Here is a 17,944-nt window from a genome sequence, read left to right on the forward strand (position 1 = left end):
AGAGCAACCACATCGATCCTTCTCTCTGCTGACGGAGAAACGCCTGGTGCGAGCCGCCGACCGAGCCGAGCTGACCGCGGCCTGGGACCGCGTCGTGGCCTCGGCGGAGCGACACGGCCAGGACCCGGCCCGGGTGCTCTCCGCGGACCGGCTCAGCCACCTGTCCGGGGTCGCGCCGGAGCGCGTCCCCGCGGTGCTGACGGGTACCGCCGCCGAGCTGCCGCTCTGCGCCCGGGTCCACCAGCGCTTCCTGCGGCTGCGCGCCACCCGGCGCGACAAACACGGCAAGGAGTGGTCGCTCGCCGCGATCGCCGAGGACTTCGACGCGCCCGGCGCCTCCCTCGGCCCGCTCAACGCGGGCACGGGACTGCCCCGGCTCGGCCACGCGGCGGGGGTGCAGCGGTTCTTCGGGGTCTACCCCGGATTCCTGCTCGCCGACAGCAAGAGCGCGGTGGAGCGGGCCCTGGCCACCACCGGGCCCGACGGCCGGGCCGACGGCGCCGCGGACGACCTCGAACGCCTCTCGTACCTCACCGGCATCACCCCGCAGGACATCCGGCTCACGCTCGACGGCACACCGCCCCGGCTCCCGCTCAAGGAACAGGTCCGCCGCCGCTTCGAGCACCTGCGCCGCACCCGCCCCCGCGCGGACGGGCAGGCCCACTCCCTCTCCGCCATCGCCGGCTCCTTCGACGCCTCGGGCCAGTCGCTGACCCGCCTCGCCCAGGGCGAGGGACTGCCCAACCTGGCGGCGGCCGCCGGGATCCAGCGCTTCTACGGGGTGGAGAGCGGCTTCTTGCTGGCCCGGGACGCCGAGGCGCTGAGCGCCGCCCTCGCCGGGATCGAGCGGGAACTGGAATCCGCGGAACGGCCCGCCGAGAACCCGATGCTCGCCGTGATGCGGGCGCACGACGTGCGCAGCATCGTGACCCGGGCGGGCCGGCTCTCCCCGGGCGGCTGGAAGGCGCTGGCGGACCACCTGGACGATCTGCTCGCACGGGAGGGGCAGTTGGCCCGCCCCGCCGGTCCGGGCGTCCCCGCCGGCCCAGGTATCCCCACCGGTCCGGCCATCCCCGCCGTCCCGGGCCAACCGGCCGTCCCGGGCCGGTCGACCGAACCGGGCCGGTCGGCCGAACCGGGCCGGCCCGCCGACCGCAGTGACGAAGGGGGAGCGCGATGAGGACCACACGGGCCATGCGGAAGCTCGGCTCCGATCTGCTGGCGGCGGCGCGCCTGGTTCCGAACACGGACGCCCCCGGCATCATCGGCGGCCTGTGCGCCGCGTACGGACGCGGCCGCGACCGGCCGGTGCTGTTCCGGTTCGCCACCTTCCCGCCCGACACCGCCAGCGGGCTGTGGCTGGAGATGGAGGACCGCGACCTCCTCGTCATCGAGGAGCGCACCCGCCCCGAGCACCAGCTCGTCATCGCCTGCCACGAGCTGTGGCACCTGGACGAGGGCACCTGCGACCTGCACGGCCAGGGCATGGCGGTGGCCGCCCGGCTGACCGGCCGGGGCGGCGGCCTGGCCGAGCTGCTGCACTCCGACGAGGGGCTGGGCACCGTACTGCGGCAGGCGGCCGCCCGGGCCGACGGCAGCGATCCCGCGGAGATCCGCGCGGAGACCTTCGGGCTGCACCTCGGAAAGATCCTCAAGACCTTCCTGCCACCGCCCCGGGAAGAGCAGGTACCCGAGGCGATCGAGCGCATCAAGACCTCGTTCGGCTGCGGACGTTGAGCGGGCCCCGGAGCACCCGGAGCACCCGGAGCATGCCCCCCGGCGGCTGACCACCGCTTTCCCGCCGACGCACCTATTCCGCCGATGCGCACGCGCACGGCCCTGACAGAGAGCACCACACGATGACCCAGTCCTCCCCGCCCCGCCACGCCGTCGTCATCGGAGGCAGCATGGCCGGCCTCCTGGCGGCCGCCGTCCTCGCCGAGCACGCGTCGGTCACCATCATCGACGCGGACACCCTGCCCGAGGCCCCGGAGCCCCGGCGCGGGCTGCCGCAGGCCCGCCACGTCCACGTCATGTGGTCGGGCGGCGCCCGCGCCATCGCGGACATCCTCCCGGGCATCATGGAGGACTGGACGAGAGCGGGCGCGATCCGCCGCAGCCTGCCCACCGACCTGGTCACCAAGACCGCCCAGGGCTGGATCCCCCGGTACGGGGAAAAGCAGTTCAACGTCTCCTGCAGCCGCGACCTCCTCGACTCGGTGGTGCGCGCCCGGGTGATCGCCCTGGACGGGGTCACCACCCTCCAGCGCAGCCGCGTCCGCTCCCTGGAGGGCACCGCGTCGCGGATCACCGGAGTCCGTGTCGACACCCCGGAGGAGGAGGGCCGGCTGGTCACCGCCGACCTGGTGGTCGACGCGAGCGGCCGCGGTTCCCGGGCCCGCGCCTGGCTCCAGGCGCTCGGCGTGGACGGCATCCGGCAGGCGGAGGTCGACTCCGGCCTGGTCTACGCGACCAGGATCTTCGAAGCCCCCGCCGGAGCCCACGAGATGGGCTTCCCCATCGTCAACGTCCAGTCCGACCCGCGGGTCCCGGTCCCCGGTCAGACCGCGACGATCGTGCCCATCGAGAACGGCCAGTGGCAGGCCACCCTCTCCGGGACCCGGGGCGGCCAGCCGACCGGCGACCCCGACGCGTTCATCCCGTTCGCCAAGGGCATCCGCGACCCCATCGTCGGCGAGCTCCTGGAGGGCAGGAAGCCGCTGACGGACGTCGCCGTCACCCAGGGCACCGCCAACCGCCGGATCTTCTTCGAGAAGGCGGAGCTCCCCGACGGCTTCTTCGCGGTCGGCGACTCGGTCGCCACCTTCAACCCGCTCTACGGCCAGGGCATGACGGTCGCGGCCCAGGGCCTGCTCGCCGTCCGCGCCCTGCTGCGGTCCAAGGGCGGCCTGGCCCACCCCGCCCTCGGCATGGAGGCGCAGCGCGCCCTCGCCCCGCAGGTGGCCACCGCCTGGGAGCTCGCCACCTCGCAGGACATCCTGTACCCGGGCGCCACCGGCATGGAGCCGCGCGCCGGCTCCGGGCTGCTCAACTCCTACGTCTCGCGGCTGATGACCGGGGCCACCACCCGGGAGGGGCTGACCGCGGCCTTCCTGGAGGTCATCACCATGACCAGCCCGCCCACCCACTGGGTCCGGCCCTCGGTGGTCTGGCAGGTGCTGCGCGCTTCGGAGCGGGGTGCGCTCAAGGCCCCGCCGCTGACCGCGGCCGAGCGCGGCGTCGCGGGACTCGACCAAGAGGCCGACCCCGTCGACGCCCGCTAGCCGCGCGATGTCGGACGGGCTCATCCTCTACGTGCCGGGGTTCGTGATCGTCCTGGCACTGGTCATCAAGGCCCCGACGCTGCGCGACGGCTGGGACCAGCCGCTGATGCGGGCCGTGTGCACGCTGCTGGTCGTCGGTTCCCTCGCCATGTTCCTGTCCGGTCCGCCGACGATCGCCGCGGTCAACCGCCTCACCGGAGTCGTCAACTTCTCCGCTCCCCTGGTCTACAGCGTGCTCACGGCGTTCTCCGCGTCGTGCATCGTGCTGATCCTGCACTGGGGCGGCGGACCGACCCCGGGCGTCCTGCGGGCCACCCGGATCACGGTGGTGGCGTACAGCGCCGTGATGGTGACGATCGTCTTCCTGTTCGTCATGGGGGACGCGCCGGTGGAGCGGCTGCGGGACCTGGACACGTACTACGCCAACACCCCGTGGATCCGTGAGATGATCGCGCTCTACCTGACCGCCCACGCCGTGGGCAGCACGGCGCTGTCCCTGCTGTGCTGGAAGTGGCTGCGGCGGGTGGACCCGGCGCTGCGGGCCCTGCGGACCGGGCTGGCGCTGCTGATGTCCGGCATGGTGATGGACGTGGGCTACCTCGTCGCGAAGTGGGCGGCGGTCGGAGCCCGCTGGTCGGGCCGCGACTGGGACGGGCTGTCCACCTACGTCGCGCCGCCGCTCGCCTCGGCGGCGGCCCTGCTGGTCGGGATCGGGTTCATCGTGCCCCTGGTCGGCGAATCGGCGGCCTGGCAGGAGTTCAGCCAGTACCGGCGGCTGCGGCCGCTGTGGAGGGCCCTGAACGGGTTCGCCTCGTCCAGTGTGATGACGGTCCCGCTGACCTGGTGGTCCCCGGTCGGGATCCGGCTGATCCACCGCGAATCGGTGATCGACGACGGGCTGCTGGCGCTCGCCTCGTGGTTCGACCCCGCCGTCCGGAGCGAGGCCTACGAGGCCGCGCTCGCCCAGGGCCGGTGCGAGCGGGGCGCCGCCCTGGTGGCGGACGCGGCGGTGCTCGCGGTCGCGTGCCGGCGCCGGACCGCCGCCGGCCGGGTGGAACCGGGCCCGGGGTGCGGCCCCGCCGAGCCCTGCCGCCTCGGCTCCCGGCCGCTGACGGAGCTGGCCCGGGAGTTCCACACCTCGCCCATCGTGGCGGAGGCCCGCCGCCGGGCCGCGGCCCGGCTCTGAGCCGGACGCCGCCGGGCCGGCGTCGGGGTGCCGCTAGGGGGCCCCTCAGGCCGCCGCCAGGCCGCCGCCAGGGCGCCGTCAGGCCCGCCGCCAAGGCGCCACCAAGAGCCCGTCAGGAGCCCGCCAGGGCCCCGTGGGGCCGCCGTCAGGCCGCCGCCGCGACCGCTTCGCGACTCGCGGCCGCCTCGCCCGTCAGGACCTTGAGCCGCTTGGTGAAGAAGACCATCACCGCGCCGGCCGCGATCACCATGGCGCCCTGCCACAGGAAGTTCCAGCTCTGCCCGATGACCGCGTCGAGCCGGGGCAGCTGCGCGCCGATCGCGTCGCCGGTGGCCGCGGCGAGGAACCAGACCCCCATCATCTGGTTGGTGAAGGCCCGCGGGGCGAGCTTGGTGGTGACCGAGAGGCCCACCGGGCTCAGGCACATCTCGCCCATCACCTGGATCACGTACACCCCCACCAGCCACATCAGCGAGACCTTGACCCCGCTGGAGGCGATGGCCGCGGCGCCCGACATGACCACGAAGGAGGCGCCGGTCAGCAGCAGGGCCAGGCCGAACTTGAACGGGGTGCTCATGTGCTTGCCCCGGCGCACCCAGAAGGCGGCGAAGACGGGGGCCAGGATGATCACGAACAGCGAGGGCAGCGACTGGGTCCAGCTCGCCGGGATGTGCAGGCCGAGCAGGGACAGGTCGGTCTTCTGGGCGGCGAACATGTTCAGCTCGTTGCCCATCTGGTCGTAGACCAGCCAGAACAGCGTGGCGGCCAGGAAGAGCCAGACGTAGGCCCGCAGCCGGGTCTTCTCGACCCGATCGATCTTGGGGCTGCGGTACATCGAGAGCAGCACGCCCGCCGGGACCACCACCGCGACGATCGTCAGTACGAAGGTGATGTTGTCGATGCTCAGCGCGTGCGAGGCGGCCAGCAGGGTGATCAGTACGGCGGTGAAGACCAGGCCGTACGCGGAGGACTTGCCCACCTTGGCCCGCTCGGCGGCGGTGAGCCGGACCACGGGCTCCGTGCGCAGCTGCTGCGACAGGCGGCGGCCGCCGAGGACGTACTGGACCAGGCCGAGGGCCATGCCGACGGCGGCGGCGCCGAAGCCGAGGTGCCAGTTGACCTCCTCGCCGAGGTAGCCGACGACGAGCGGGGCGATGACGGCGCCGAGGTTGATGCCCATGTAGAAGATCGAGTATCCGGCGTCGCGCCGCTGGTCGTCGTCGGCCGCGTACAGCCGGCCGACCAGCGCGGAGATGTTCGGCTTGAGCAGGCCGGTGCCGATGACGATGAGGACCAGGCCGGGCCAGACGAAGACCGGGTTCGGGACGGCCATAAGGACGTGGCCGGCCATGATGACCACACCGCCCCACAGGACGGCCCGGCGGGCGCCGAGGAACCGGTCGGCGATCCAGCCGCCGGGCAGCGCCAGCAGCGAGATCATGGCCATGTAGACGCCTTCCACGGCCTCCGCGGTGCCCTCGTGGAGTCCCATGCCCCCGTGGCCGCGGGAGGCCGCGAGGAAGTGCACGAGGATGGCGACCATGCCGTAGAGGCTGAATCGCTCCCACAGTTCGGCGAGGACGAGGGTGGCGAGCCCGCGCGGGTGGCGCTTGCGACCCACCGCCGCCGCCGCGCCCGGTGCCGCGTCCGACGCCGGGGGCTTCTGCATATCCATCGAAGGCTTCACATATTCAGTGGAGCCCCGTCGCGCCGGACCGGGATCGGCCTTTCGGCCCGTTACCGCGGGAAACGGAGCGCCCCGGACCGAAGGGCCCGGGGCGTTCGTCGCGACGGAGGGAGCGGGGCCCGGGTCAGAGGTCCGCGAGGGCCAGACCGGCCTGCGCGGCGGCGGCCTGCACGGTCTGCTCCAGGAGCACCGCGATGGTCATCGGGCCGACGCCGCCCGGGACCGGGGTGATCAGGGAGGCACGGGCGGCGGCCGACTCGAAGTGGACGTCGCCGACGTTGCCCTCGTTGTAGCCGGCGTCCAGGACCACGGCGCCCGGCTTGATGTCCTCGCCGCGGATGAACTCGGCCTTGCCCACGGCGGCGACCAGCACGTCCGCCTGGCGGACGATGGACGGCAGGTCCACGGTGCGGGAGTGGCAGTAGGTGACGGTGGCGTTCTGCTCCAGGAGCAGCATCCCGGCGGGCTTGCCCAGGATCGCGCTGCGGCCGACGACCACGGCGTGCTTGCCGGTCAGGTCCACGTCGTAGGCCTCCAGCAGGCGCATGATGCCGCCGGGGGTGCAGGAGACGAAGCCCGGCAGTCCGAAGCCCATGGCGGCGAAGGAGTGCATGGTGACCCCGTCGACGTCCTTGCCCGGGGCGATGGCCTCGAAGGCGGCGCGCTCGTCGATGTGGTGCGGGACGGGGTGCTGGAGCAGGATGCCGCTGATCTCCGGGTCCTCGGAGAGCGCGGTCAGGGTGGCGACGAGCTCCTCGGTGGTCGTCGCGGCGGGCAGCTCCACGTGGCGGGAGGTGATCCCGGCCTTGGCACAGCGGTTCTGCTTCATGCGGACGTAGGTGACGGACGCGGGGTCCTCCCCGACGAGCACGGTCGCCAGACAGGGCGCGGTACCGGTGCGCTCGGTGATCTTCGCGGCGTACTCGGCGGTCCGCTCCGAGATGCGGCGGGCGAGCGCGGTGCCGTCCATCAGCGTGGCGGTCTGGGCAGTCGTCTGAGTGGTCATGGGGGCTCCTGGGCGTCGCTACGGGATCGCGGTTCGCCCAGGCGCGCGGCAGTCGGCGTACGGATGCGGGAGTACGCCGGGCCGCTCCCCGGTGGTGATCCACCCGAACGCCAGTCACGGCCCGCCGCCCAGTGTAGGCGACCCCCCGGGAGGTCCGGCGTGGCCCCCGTCCCGGCAATGCGGTGGATGACCGGGGCCGGACCTGGGACGATCGAGACATGACGCGCACTTTCGACCATCTCGTCGCGGAAGCGGAATCCGTCTCCGTGGACGGCTGGGACTTCTCCTGGCTCGACGGCCGCGCCACCGAGCAGCGTCCCTCCTGGGGCTACCAGCGCCTCCTGGCCCGGCACCTGGCGCAGGTCGGCTCCGCCCTGGACATCCAGACCGGCGGCGGGGAGGTGCTCGCCGGAGCCGGGCCGCTGCCCCCGCTGACGGTGGCCACCGAATCGTGGCCACCGAACGTCGACAAGGCGACAAAACTCCTTCACCCGATGGGCACCGTGGTGGTCGCGGACTCCGACGAGCCGCCGCTGCCGTTCGGCGACGAGGCCTTCGAGTTCGTCTCCAGCCGGCATCCGGTGACGATCTGGTGGGAGGAGATCGCGCGGGTGCTGAAGCCGGGCGGCACGTACTTCTCCCAGCAGGTCGGGCCGGCGAGCGTCTTCGAGCTCGTGGAGTACTTCCTGGGCCCGCAGCCGGAGGAGGTCCGGCGGGCCCGGCACCCCGACGACGCGGTCGCCGGGGCCACGAAGGCGGGGCTGGAGGTGGTCGATCTGCGCTCGGAGCGGCTTCGGACGGAGTTCCACGACATCGGAGCCGTGATCTACTTTCTGAGGAAGGTGATCTGGATGGTGCCGGGCTTCACGGTCGGGCAGCATCGGGACCGGTTGCGCGAGCTGCACGAACAGATCGCGCACGAAGGCCCGTTCGTCGCACACACCGCCCGTTTTCTCATCGAAGCCCGCAAAACGGGCTGACAAAACGGGCGGACGCGACCACCCGCGACCGGCCCCCCGGTCGCAGCGTGGCGCAGGTCACTCAATTCAGCGCGTAACGAATCTACTCGGGCATGCGATGAACCGACAGGTGTCCTCGTGCGGCCCGGAATACAGACCCCCCTCGGGTCTGTTTCCCGAGTTCGCGCGATGATGTCCCGCCACCCCTTATCTGTTCGCAACGAGAGGCTCCTTGTGTCGCTCAGCCCGTCCCGTACGTTCCCCACGGAAATCGCCGAATCAGAGGCCCTGGTCGCGCTCGTCGAGCGCGGCCGCGAGCAGGGTCACATCAACGGTGATGACGTGCGCCAGGCCTTCGAGGCCGGCCGCATCCCGGTGGACCAGTGGAAGCGGGTCCTGCGCAGCCTGAACCAGGTCCTGGACGAGGAGGGCGTCGCGCTGCACGTCAGCGCCGCCCCCGCCACGAAGGCTCCCGCCAAGAAGGCGCGCAAGGCGGCCGCCGCTCCGGCGCGCGTCGCCAAGAAGGCCGCCGCACCGCCGCGCCTGATCGGTGCGCGCAAAACGGCTGCCACCACCCCCGCCGCGGCGATATCCGACCCGTCGGCCTCCGGGACCGAGGAGGAGGTGGCGGCCGAGGCCGCCGCCGCGCCCAAGAAGCGGACGGTCAAGAAGACCGCCGTCAAGAAGACCGCCGTGAAGAAGACGGCCGCCACGAAGAAGACCGCCAAGGACGGCGACGAGGCCGAGGCCGCCGTCGCCGAGGGCGAGGACTGGGCGGCCGAGGACCTGGACGAGGGCGACGAGAAGGAGACGCCCAAGACGGGCGGCAGCGCCGGCTTCGTCCTGTCCGACGACGACGAGGACGACGCCCCGGCCCAGACCGTCATGGTCGCCGGTGCCACCGCCGACCCCGTCAAGGACTACCTCAAGCTCATCGGCAAGGTGCCGCTGCTCAACGCCGAGCAGGAGGTGGAGCTCGCCAAGCGCATCGAGGCCGGCCTCTTCTCCGAGTACAAGCTCGAAGAGGAGGAGGACCACAAGCCCGCGTTCAAGCGCGAGCTGGAGATCCTCGTCGAGGACGGCCGCCGGGCCAAGAACCACCTGCTGGAGGCCAACCTCCGTCTCGTGGTCTCCCTCGCCAAGCGCTACACCGGCCGCGGCATGCTCTTCCTGGACCTGATCCAGGAGGGCAACGTCGGTCTGATCCGCGCCGTGGAGAAGTTCGACTACACCAAGGGCTTCAAGTTCTCCACGTACGCGACCTGGTGGATCCGGCAGGCGATCACGCGTGCCATGGCCGACCAGTCGCGCACCATCCGCATCCCCGTCCACATGGTCGAGATCATCAACAAGCTGGCCCGTGTCCAGCGCCAGATGCTCCAGGACCTCGGCCGGGAGCCCACTCCGGAGGAGCTGGGCAAGGAACTCGACATGACCCCCGAGAAGGTCATCGAGGTCCAGAAGTACGGCCGCGAGCCGATCTCCCTGCACACCCCGCTGGGTGAGGAGGGCGACAGCGAGTTCGGTGACCTCATCGAGGACTCCGAGGCGGTCGTACCGGCCGACGCCGTGTCCTTCACCTTCCTCCAGGAGCAGCTCCAGTCCATCCTGGGCACGCTCTCGGAGCGCGAGGCGGGCGTGGTCTCCATGCGCTACGGCCTCAACGACGGCCAGCCGAAGACCCTCGACGAGATCGGCCGCGTGTACGGGGTCACCCGTGAGCGCATCCGCCAGATCGAGTCGAAGACCATGTCCAAGCTCCGCCACCCGTCGCGCTCGCAGGTGCTGCGCGACTACCTCGACTAAAACCGGGGTCCACGCCCCTCAGGCCAGTCGGAAGACCGGCCCGCGGGGCGTGAACGGCAGGGAGGCACCCTGCGGGACCAGGAAGGCGTGCTCGCGCCGGATCCGCAGGGTGTCGGTCCACCCGTCCGTGATCACCAGCACCGGGGCCCCGGGCGGGAAGTCCTCCGCCCGGAGCAGCAGGTCGATGCCCGGCTGCAGCACGGTCCCGCCCCGGCCCCGCACCTTCACCCGGCCCGCGATCTCGCTCGGGGGCAGATAGCCCGCGTCGTACGGCGCCGCGTCGCAGAACACGACGCGGGCGGCCGGCACGTCGCGGGCTTCGGCGTACGAGGCGATGGCGCCGAGCGCCTTGCCCAGCAGGGCGGTGTCCATCGACCCCGAGGTGTCGAGCACCACGCCGAAGGTGCAGCGGGCCGTCTCCTCCAGCGGGAAGTACCGGCCGGCGCGCGGGATGTCCGGGGTGGAGGCCTGGCGCCGGGCCGGGCGCGCGAAGCTACGTACCGGCTCCGGGCGGGGGACGTACTCGTCGAACCAGCGGGCCAGGCGCGCGTCCCAGGGCACCGGCGGGTGGGCCAGGGCCCGGATCTCCTCGATCAGCCCGGCGGGCAGCAGCCCGCGCTCCCCGTACCCGTGCAGGTCGAAGCCCTGGACCAGGCCGCGCCGGTAGAACTCGTCCAGGTCGGTGTACGGGCGGCTGCCCGGGTGGGGCAGCGGCTCGCCCAGGATGTCCCCGCGGCCCTTGCCGCGCAGGGTGGCGAGCCGGCGCATCCGGCGCAGGTCACCGGTGATCCGGTCGTAGACCTCCTCGACGGAGAGGTCTTTGAGGGCCGCGTCGTACAGCAGCCCCTCGGGCATCTCCCCGATGTCCATCTCGACGAGCCAGCCGTTGACCACGTAGTCGGCGGCCACGTTGTGCAGGTACGGGTCGCGGGCGCCGCGGCGCTCCCCGTGGCGCAGGGCGGCGTGCAGCATCTCGTGGGCCAGGACGAACCGCCATTGCCCGTCGGTGAAGGTGCGCAGCGGGTTGACGTAGATCTCCCCGGCGCTCGCGCTGACGGCGGCGATGTCGATGCCCTGGGCGCGGGCCAGCTCGGCGTCGGCGACGAGCCGCAGCCCCGCGGCGATGCCGCCGAGCAGGGGGTACGAGGAGACGAACCAGTTCAGGGCCCGCTCCCACGGCTGCGGCCGGTGTCCCTCGCGGCCTGCGGCCAGGTCCATGGTCTCGGAGACGGACCTCGTGAGGGCGTGGGCGAAGCCGGTCTGCCAGTCCGGTACGGCGCCCCAGCCGTGCCAGGCCACCAGGATCTGGTCGGGGGCGCCGGGGGCGCTCGTACCGCAGTCCTCGTAGCGGGCCGGGACCCCGTCCTGGCGCCAGGCGCCGGCGAGCTGCTCCTCGTCTCCGCCCGGGTAGGCGTCGGGGAGCCGGTCGGGGGCCCGGCCGACGGGGAAGTTCAGCAGGAAGCGGTTGACGACCACGCAGCGGGCGGCCAGGTCGGCGCGGCCGGGCTGCGGGCGGCCGTCGTCCTTGGCGGCGGGCACGTGGCCGAAGCCGAGGTGGAGCAGGCAGTGCGCCAGCGCCCAGGCCCATTCGGCGGATTCGGCGCGGCGGGTGGGGTGGGCGTGGACCACGCCGTTGGAGCTGACCACGGCGAGGCCGGCGGCGGCGCAGTGCGCGCACGTGAGGCTCCGGCAGTGGGAGGCGGAGACGGCGTTCAGGGCCGGGTTGTGCCGGATCGCGGCCAGCCCGGCCTCGTAGGCGAGGGTGGCGGGGTCCGGCTTGGCCTGTTTGCCCTGCTTACCGGCCTTGGACTGCCTGCCGGGCTTGGCGGGCTTGGCGGGCTTGGCGGGCCCGGACGTGCTCACCGGCGGGCCTCGACCAGGCGCGGCATGTCGCGGGCGGCCTCGATGAGGAACCAGGCGGGCAGGACCGGCTGTCCGTCGGTGTCGTCGGCGATGACGGTCTGGGCCACCTCGACGGAGATCTCGGCGAGCTGGACCAGCAGGGACTTGGCCCGGTAGGCGGTCTGCCGGACCCCGGGCGAGACGTGTTCCTTGCGGGCGGGCAGTTCCTTGACGAGCCGCCCCCGGAAGGCCTCGGCGAGGTAGTAGAGCAGGTCGCGGTCCTCCATGCGGGCGGGCCAGGAGGCCTCCCCCTTGATGACCGCGTCGATGCCGAAGCTGTGGCGGACGATCTTGGCGTAGCCGCGGAAGGAGACGGCGTGCGCGGGGGTGAGGGTGCCGTGGGCGAGCACGCCGAGGGTCTGCTCGTCCAGGTCCGGGCCGAAGGAGTGCAGGGCGTCGGAGAGCATGTGCCAGGAGCGGGGCGTGGAGAAGGGCTCCTCCGTCTTGGGCGGCTGCGACCACAGGTGGTCGGGCCGGTCGGTGAGGTAGTCGGTGACCCACGGGTGGATGCCGTGCTCGCCGGCCCAGATCAGCCAGTCCCCGGCGGAGGCGTTCAGGTGGACGTGGGTGAGCCGGTTGACGAGCGCGGAGGCGATGGGGCGGGCCAGGGCGTTGTCGGTGGCCCGGTTGCCCGCGCCGATGACGATGGAGCCCGCGGGCAGCTCGTAGGAGCCGATCCGCCGGTCGAGGATCAGGGAGTAGAAGGCCTTCTGCACGTCCGGGCCCGCGGCGTTGAGCTCGTCCAGGAACAGGCAGTACGGCTCGTCCCGGGCGATCGCCTCGGGCGGGCAGAACACGGAACGCCCGTCGCGGATCTGCGGTACGCCGATCAGGTCCTCGGGCGCGAGCTGCGTACCGAGCAGGCTCACGCACTCCAGTCCCAGCGAGTCGGCGAACTTGCGCACCAGGGAGGACTTGCCGATGCCGGGCGCACCCCACAGGAACACGGGCCGCACGGTGGCGAGTCCGAGGAGGAGTTCGGGGAGCTGGGCGGGGGTGACGGTGACGGCGGCCTGCACGGGTGTGGGTGTCCTCGGGTGTCCGGGTACGGGGTGTGCGCCCAGTGTGGGCGCACCGCATGTCCCCGGGCACCCGGTTTTCCGGGCCGGGCGGGGTCCTGCGCCCCTTGCGCTCAGGCCGCCGCGTGCTCGAGCAGGTGCTTGAGCTTCTCCTCGCTGCGGGGCATCTCCTTGCGGACCATGGGCTTGACCGCGAGCGGGACGAGCGCCCGGCCCAGGCCGTGGCCCTCGAAGTCGACGGCGATGGTCACGCGTGAGCGGGCGCCCCCGTCGAGGGATTCGATGCGGCCCCTCACGTCCGGCCGGACCGCCCCTTCGACACCGTGGAAGTGCCAGCTGCGCGGCGGGTCCATTTCCATGACCTCCATGGTCGTGGGGATCGAGCGCCGGCCGATCTGCCGGGTGACCAGGACCTTCGAACCCACGTGGACGGGAAGGTCTCCCATCGGCAGCGCGGCGAGGGCGCTGTCCTGCCACTCCGGCAGGTGCGTGGGGTCCGTGACGTACGCGTAGACGTCCTCGGGACTGCGGTCTATGTCGATGCTCTTGCTGATCGCGGACATGGCGACCCCTCGGAGCCCCCCTGATGGACTCTGTTCCCAACGTACGCCCCGGCCCGTCGGCAGGGCACCCCTCTAGGTGACCGCGTCCGTGCCCGGGGCGACGGAGACCTCCGGCGGGGCCGGGAGCGGGACCGGGACCTGGGGGCCGTCCGCCTCGGTGAGCCAGCGGCGCAGGACCTCGTGGACCGCCTCCGCGCCCACCAGTTCCCCGTCCACCGGTTCCCCGTCCGGCAGTTCCCCGTCCAGCAGTTTCCCGTCCGGCAGTTCTCCGTCCAGCAGTTTCCCGTCCGGCAGTTCTCCGTCCGGCCCCGGCGCCGAGGGCGGCAGCACCGGCTCGGACAGCTCCACCGGCCACATCAGGAACGGGTGGCCCTGCTCCCCGCCCAGGCCCCCGTGCGAGCCGATCTGCTCCTCGAAGGCGTGCACCGTGCCCGTCTCCGGGTCATAGGCCGAGTTCACCATCACGTCGGCCACGTGCGGGAAGGTGTCGGTCCGCCGGACCGCACGCGCGGCGCCCGGTCCGAAGGGGGCCAGCAGTTCCTCGGCCGCGCCGGGCACGTCCAGCCGGGCCTCGGCTCCGCCGGCCGCCATGACGATCCCGTCGACGAGCAGGAACCCGACCCCGGGATGGTTGGCCAGGGTGGAGAGCAGCGCCGGGTGCGCGCGGTCGATCCGTTCCCGGGACGCCCGGCCCGGCAGGTCCGGGAAGGAGATCAGCCCGAGGTTGCCCGAGGCCAGGACCACCGGGTCCGGGCCCGCCCCCGGACGCGCCTCCTCGTCGGTCTCCTCCACGGGCCGGTGCAGCGCGGCCCGTACGGCGGCCCGTGCCTCGGCGCCGCTGTGGGTGCGGCCGGCCTTCCGGGACACCGGGAGCCCGCAGCCCGCGCGGACGAGGTCCTTCAGGGTGAGTCCGTACCGGGCCAGGAAGGTCTCCCCCGGGCTCTGGCCGTGGTCCGAGAGCAGCACGATCCGGTACTCGCGGGGCGCGTGCTCCGCGACCCGGGCGATCAGCGCGAGGCTGCGGTCGAGCCGGGCGAGGACCTGCTCGGTGTCGCGCGAGCGCGGGCCGGAGTGGTGGGCGACCTCGTCGTAGGCGACCAGGTCGGCGTAGACCGCGGCGCGCCCGGCCAGCATGTCGCCGATCACCGCGGCGACCACGACGTCGCGCTCCACCACCGTGGCGAAGGCCCGGATCAGGGGGTACAGCCCGCCGCGCGAGACCCGTGGCCGGTCCCCGCGCAGGCGGCGGCGCAGCGACTGGGTGATCTCGCGGGCCACCTCGGCGACGAAGGAGAGCGCCGTGCGGACCGCGTTGGCCGGGTCGGAGAAGTACGCGAAGTACCCGGCGCGGGACCGGTTGTGCGGGCCCCGCCGGGCGGAAACGGACAGGACGAGCGCCAGTTGGCCGGCGCCGCCGCTGAAGAGGTTGCCGCGGCTGGCCCCGTCGAGGGTGAGCAGGCCCCCGTCGCGGGTGCGTTCGACGGCCCGCCGCTGGAGCTCGGCGGCGCTGGTGGGCCGGTTGCAGACGACCACTTCGCCGGTGTCCTTCTCGTACCAGCGGAAGGCCGGGACGTCGAAGTTGGAGCCGTGCAGGATGCCGAGCTGGCTGGCGCCGGTCTGGCTGGACCAGTCGGTGCGCCAGGAGGTCACCCGGTGGGTGCGGTCGAGCCAGTCGGCCACCGTCGGCATCAGGCCGCGGCCGGCCGCGCGGCGCAGCACCTCGTACCCGACCCCGTCGAGCTGCAGGAACACCAGGGCGGGGGCCGGTTCGTCGGCCCCGGGCATGCCCTCGCGGTGCTGGCGGCGCCGGCGGCGGTCGGAGAGCCGGTAGAGCCGGCGCCGGTAGGCCTCGTCGTCCCGTACGGCGAGGGCGGTGGAGGTCGCGGAGGCGACGGCGGACATCACGGCGGCGACCACCACCGCCGTCTCGGGGTCCGCGTCGCCGCGGCCGGCCGGGATCAGGCTGAGTGCCAGCAGCAGCAGCGAGCCGTTGAGGAAGAAGACGAGCAGGCCGAGCACCAGGGCCGGCACGAGCAGCAGGGCGCGTACGAGAACCGGCCACACCAGCGCGCTCAGCAGTCCGAACGCACCGGCGCCGAGGGCGGCCGTCAGGCCTATCTGCGTGATGCTGTCGCGGTCGCCGCCCGCGCCCGCCTGGAGACGGAAGTCGGGGAGGATTCCGGCCAGGGCGAGCATGGTGAGGGTGGACACCACCCAGACGACGACCACCCGCACCACGGCGCCGCCCGCACTCCGCCACCGGCCTCGCACCACGCCCTGCCCGCCTCACCACCGTGGCCCGCACCGCGCCGGCGGGCCCCCGTCCCCACGGTGTCCAGGCTCGCACAACGCCGCCCGCGCGGCCGGGTGACACGGTCGGCGGATGTGCGTACGGGGGGTGGCGGGGGGGGCAGGAAGAGCCCGGCCGTGCCTACGTGCCGTCGTATCCGGCGGTCGGCATGGAGAGCCGGCGGTGCACCTCGGCCTTCATCGCGGAGGTGTAGTGCGGCTCTTCGAGACCGGCGGTTTCCAGCCGTACGCCGCGCCGCGCGCACTCGGCGGTGAACTCGCCCACGGAGCGCAGCGCGCGGGTCAGCACCCGGTGGTTGGCGGTGACGAAGAGGTCGACGCGGCCGGCGTCGATGTCGTTCCACAGCCCGCAGTGGTCGGCGCGCAGCCCGTAGACGAACAGCTGGCGGGTCACCACGTAGCCCCGGTCGGCCGCCCAGCGGGCGCACATGGCGTGCTGGCTCCGGGTGTCGACGGCGAAGGGATCCGTGTCCAGGTCCTCCAGCGGGGCCAGGCTGGCGATCGCGGCCACGCGCAGCTCATCCATGCCGCCCGACCCTACTCCGATCCGCCGCCGGGGAGGAGGGGGTGGGAAGCCCCGGTTCCGGGCGGTTCGGGCGGGCAGCCTTTAGGCTCGGACGGGACCCGGTGCCGAGCGGGACGGGGGAACCGAGGGAGGGGATCAGGGGCCGGTGGAGATCACCTGGTGGGGCCACGCCACGTGCACGGTCGAGGACTCCGGTGTCCGGCTGCTCACGGACCCGCTCTTCGCACGCCGGCTGGCGCACCTGAGGCGCCGCCGCGGGGCGGTGCCACCGCCGGAGGCGGCCGTCGCCGACGCGGTGCTCGTCTCGCACCTGCACGCCGACCACCTGCATCTGCCCTCGCTGGCGCGCCTGGCGCGCGGGACCCGGCTGCTGGTGCCCCGCGGGGCGCCGGGCGCGGTGCCGGGACTGGCGCGGATGGCAGGGGTGCGGGGGCTGCTGGTCACGGAGGTGGCGCCGGGCGACACGGTGACGGTGGGGGACGGCGCACCGGGTGGCGGCGTACGGGTCCGGGCGGTCAGCGCGCGGCACGACGGGCGGCGGCTGCCGTTCGGGCCCCGGACGGCGCCCGCGCTGGGGTACGTGATCGAGGGCGCTTCGCGGACCTACTTCGCCGGGGACACCGGCCTGTTCGACTCGATGGCCGAGGAGGTCGGACCGGTGGACGTGGCCCTGCTGCCGGTGGGCGGCTGGGGACCCAACCTGGGCCCGGGCCACCTGGACGCCGCGGGTGCGGCGCGGGCCCTGGCCCTGCTGGCACCGGCCGCGGCGGTCCCCGTGCACTGGGGCACGTACTGGCCGATCGGGCTGGACGCGGTGCGGCCGCACGAGTTCCACGCGCCGGGCGAGGAGTTCGTACGGTGTGCCCGGCGGGAGGCGCCGAAGGTGTCGGTCCGGGTTCCCGCGCACGGGGAACGGGTGCGCCTGCCGTGAGCGGTCTGTGGCAGCTCGCGGAGTCGGCCTCGCAGGTCCCGCCGGAGTCAACCCAGCAGGCGGTCGGCTACCCGACCCTGTTCGTGCTGGTGGCGCTGGGCGCGCTGGTGCCGGTGATCCCGACGGGCGCGCTGGTCAGTACGGCCGCGGTGGTGGCCTTCCACCAGGACTCCCTCCCCTTCGGACTGCTGCTGGTGTTCGGGGTGTCCTCGCTGGCCGCCTTCGCCGGGGACATGGCGCTGTACTGGCTGGGCCGCCGCGGTGTCCACTCCCGCAACGGCTCGCGCTGGCTGGAGGCCCTGCGCCGGCGGGCGACCCCGGAGCGCCTCGCCCAGGCGCAGCGCAAGCTCGACGAGAACGGCGTCCTGGTCCTGGTGGTCTCGCGCCTCCTCCCGGGGGGCCGCATCCCCGTGATGCTGGCCTGTCTGCTCGCGGAGCTCCCCCTGCGCCGCTTCGCCCGCGGCGACGGCCCCGCCTGCCTGGCCTGGGCGGCGACCTACGGCCTGATCGGCATCGTGGGCGGCTCCCTCTTCGCGGAACCCTGGAAGGGCGTGGCCCTGGCGATCGCCCTCACGGTCCTGATCAGCACGGCCCCGGCCGCATGGCGCCGCCTCCGCGGCTGACCCGGCCGGCCGGACCCGATCCCCGGAACTGCGCCCCGGACCCCCGCGCCGCGGGTCCTCTCAGCCCTCCGGCGTGCGAGGAGCGGGGGTCCGGGGGCCGGCCCCCGGCAACGGCGCCGCACGCGGCGAACGGAGTCCGGGC

Annotated in this window: 15 protein-coding genes and 1 riboswitch; of the genes, 8 read left to right on the forward strand and 7 right to left on the reverse strand. The window is 73.4% G+C overall.

Features of this window, described 5'->3' with window-relative positions:
• Nucleotides 1-46 precede the first annotated feature (46 nt).
• From ACWCP2_RS26445 to ACWCP2_RS26460, 4 genes are all read left to right on the forward strand, one after another.
• Entirely contained in the window at nt 47-1,180 is a 1,134-nt protein-coding gene (locus ACWCP2_RS26445; protein ID WP_450911077.1) for a hypothetical protein, read from the forward strand.
• The gene (locus ACWCP2_RS26450; RefSeq protein ID WP_450911078.1) at nt 1,177-1,737 is read left to right on the forward strand and encodes a toxin-antitoxin system, toxin component; all 561 of its coding nucleotides are present in this window, start codon (nt 1,177-1,179) and stop codon (nt 1,735-1,737) included. The genes ACWCP2_RS26445 and ACWCP2_RS26450 overlap by 4 nt, the downstream gene beginning before the upstream one ends.
• Nucleotides 1,738-1,859: 122 nt before the next feature.
• Nucleotides 1,860-3,284 carry an NAD(P)/FAD-dependent oxidoreductase gene (locus tag ACWCP2_RS26455; RefSeq protein ID WP_450911079.1) on the forward strand — a complete coding sequence of 475 codons (1,425 nt, stop codon included), beginning with the start codon at nt 1,860-1,862 and terminating at the stop codon, nt 3,282-3,284.
• 7 nt (nt 3,285-3,291) lie between these two features.
• Nucleotides 3,292-4,470: an MAB_1171c family putative transporter gene (locus ACWCP2_RS26460; RefSeq protein ID WP_450911080.1), complete on the forward strand. Its 1,179-nt coding sequence runs from the start codon at nt 3,292-3,294 to the stop codon at nt 4,468-4,470.
• 145 nt (nt 4,471-4,615) lie between these two features.
• On the opposite strand, the gene ACWCP2_RS26465 is transcribed toward ACWCP2_RS26460, so the two are convergent.
• Nucleotides 4,616-6,145 (reverse strand): peptide MFS transporter, encoded by a 1,530-nt coding sequence (locus tag ACWCP2_RS26465; RefSeq protein ID WP_450911081.1) that lies wholly within the window; start codon nt 6,143-6,145, stop codon nt 4,616-4,618.
• Nucleotides 6,146-6,281: 136 nt separating this feature from the next.
• Nucleotides 6,282-7,163 carry a bifunctional 5,10-methylenetetrahydrofolate dehydrogenase/5,10-methenyltetrahydrofolate cyclohydrolase gene (locus tag ACWCP2_RS26470; protein WP_450911082.1) on the reverse strand — a complete coding sequence of 294 codons (882 nt, stop codon included), beginning with the start codon at nt 7,161-7,163 and terminating at the stop codon, nt 6,282-6,284.
• Between the two features lie 28 nt (nt 7,164-7,191).
• A riboswitch (ZMP/ZTP riboswitch) is annotated at nt 7,192-7,291 on the reverse strand.
• Nucleotides 7,292-7,381: 90 nt separating this feature from the next.
• Here ACWCP2_RS26470 and ACWCP2_RS26475 point away from each other — a divergent pair.
• Both ACWCP2_RS26475 and ACWCP2_RS26480 read left to right on the forward strand, forming a co-directional pair.
• Nucleotides 7,382-8,143, forward strand: a complete 762-nt coding sequence (locus tag ACWCP2_RS26475; RefSeq protein WP_450911083.1) for a class I SAM-dependent methyltransferase — start codon at nt 7,382-7,384, stop codon at nt 8,141-8,143.
• A 213-nt stretch (nt 8,144-8,356) separates the two neighbouring features.
• A complete protein-coding gene (locus ACWCP2_RS26480) occupies nt 8,357-9,928 on the forward strand; it encodes an RNA polymerase sigma factor (RefSeq protein WP_450911084.1) in 1,572 nt (523 codons plus the stop codon).
• A gap of 18 nt (nt 9,929-9,946) precedes the next feature.
• On the opposite strand, the gene ACWCP2_RS26485 is transcribed toward ACWCP2_RS26480, so the two are convergent.
• The 5 genes from ACWCP2_RS26485 to ACWCP2_RS26505 all read right to left on the reverse strand — a co-directional run bounded on the left by ACWCP2_RS26485 (nt 9,947) and on the right by ACWCP2_RS26505 (nt 16,248).
• Complete coding sequence (locus ACWCP2_RS26485) at nt 9,947-11,671, reverse strand: vWA domain-containing protein (protein WP_450911124.1); 1,725 nt, start codon at nt 11,669-11,671, stop codon at nt 9,947-9,949.
• A gap of 116 nt (nt 11,672-11,787) precedes the next feature.
• Complete coding sequence (locus tag ACWCP2_RS26490) at nt 11,788-12,849, reverse strand: ATP-binding protein (protein ID WP_450911085.1); 1,062 nt, start codon at nt 12,847-12,849, stop codon at nt 11,788-11,790.
• Between the two features lie 113 nt (nt 12,850-12,962).
• Nucleotides 12,963-13,412 carry an SRPBCC family protein gene (locus tag ACWCP2_RS26495; protein WP_450911086.1) on the reverse strand — a complete coding sequence of 150 codons (450 nt, stop codon included), beginning with the start codon at nt 13,410-13,412 and terminating at the stop codon, nt 12,963-12,965.
• A 72-nt stretch (nt 13,413-13,484) separates the two neighbouring features.
• A complete protein-coding gene (locus tag ACWCP2_RS26500; RefSeq protein WP_450911087.1) occupies nt 13,485-15,686 on the reverse strand; it encodes an alkaline phosphatase family protein in 2,202 nt (733 codons plus the stop codon).
• 157 nt (nt 15,687-15,843) lie between these two features.
• On the reverse strand, nt 15,844-16,248 hold the full coding sequence (locus ACWCP2_RS26505; protein WP_450911088.1) for a hypothetical protein: 405 nt from the start codon (nt 16,246-16,248) through the stop codon (nt 15,844-15,846).
• Between the two features lie 145 nt (nt 16,249-16,393).
• On the opposite strand from ACWCP2_RS26505, the gene ACWCP2_RS26510 reads away from it, so the two are divergent.
• On the forward strand, nt 16,394-17,179 hold the full coding sequence (locus ACWCP2_RS26510) for an MBL fold metallo-hydrolase (protein WP_450911089.1): 786 nt from the start codon (nt 16,394-16,396) through the stop codon (nt 17,177-17,179).
• Between the two features lie 5 nt (nt 17,180-17,184).
• A complete protein-coding gene (locus ACWCP2_RS26515; protein ID WP_450911125.1) occupies nt 17,185-17,802 on the forward strand; it encodes a DedA family protein in 618 nt (205 codons plus the stop codon).
• The last annotated feature ends 142 nt before the right edge of the window (nt 17,803-17,944 follow it).

Source organism: Streptomyces sp. NPDC002104 (assembly GCF_053593795.1).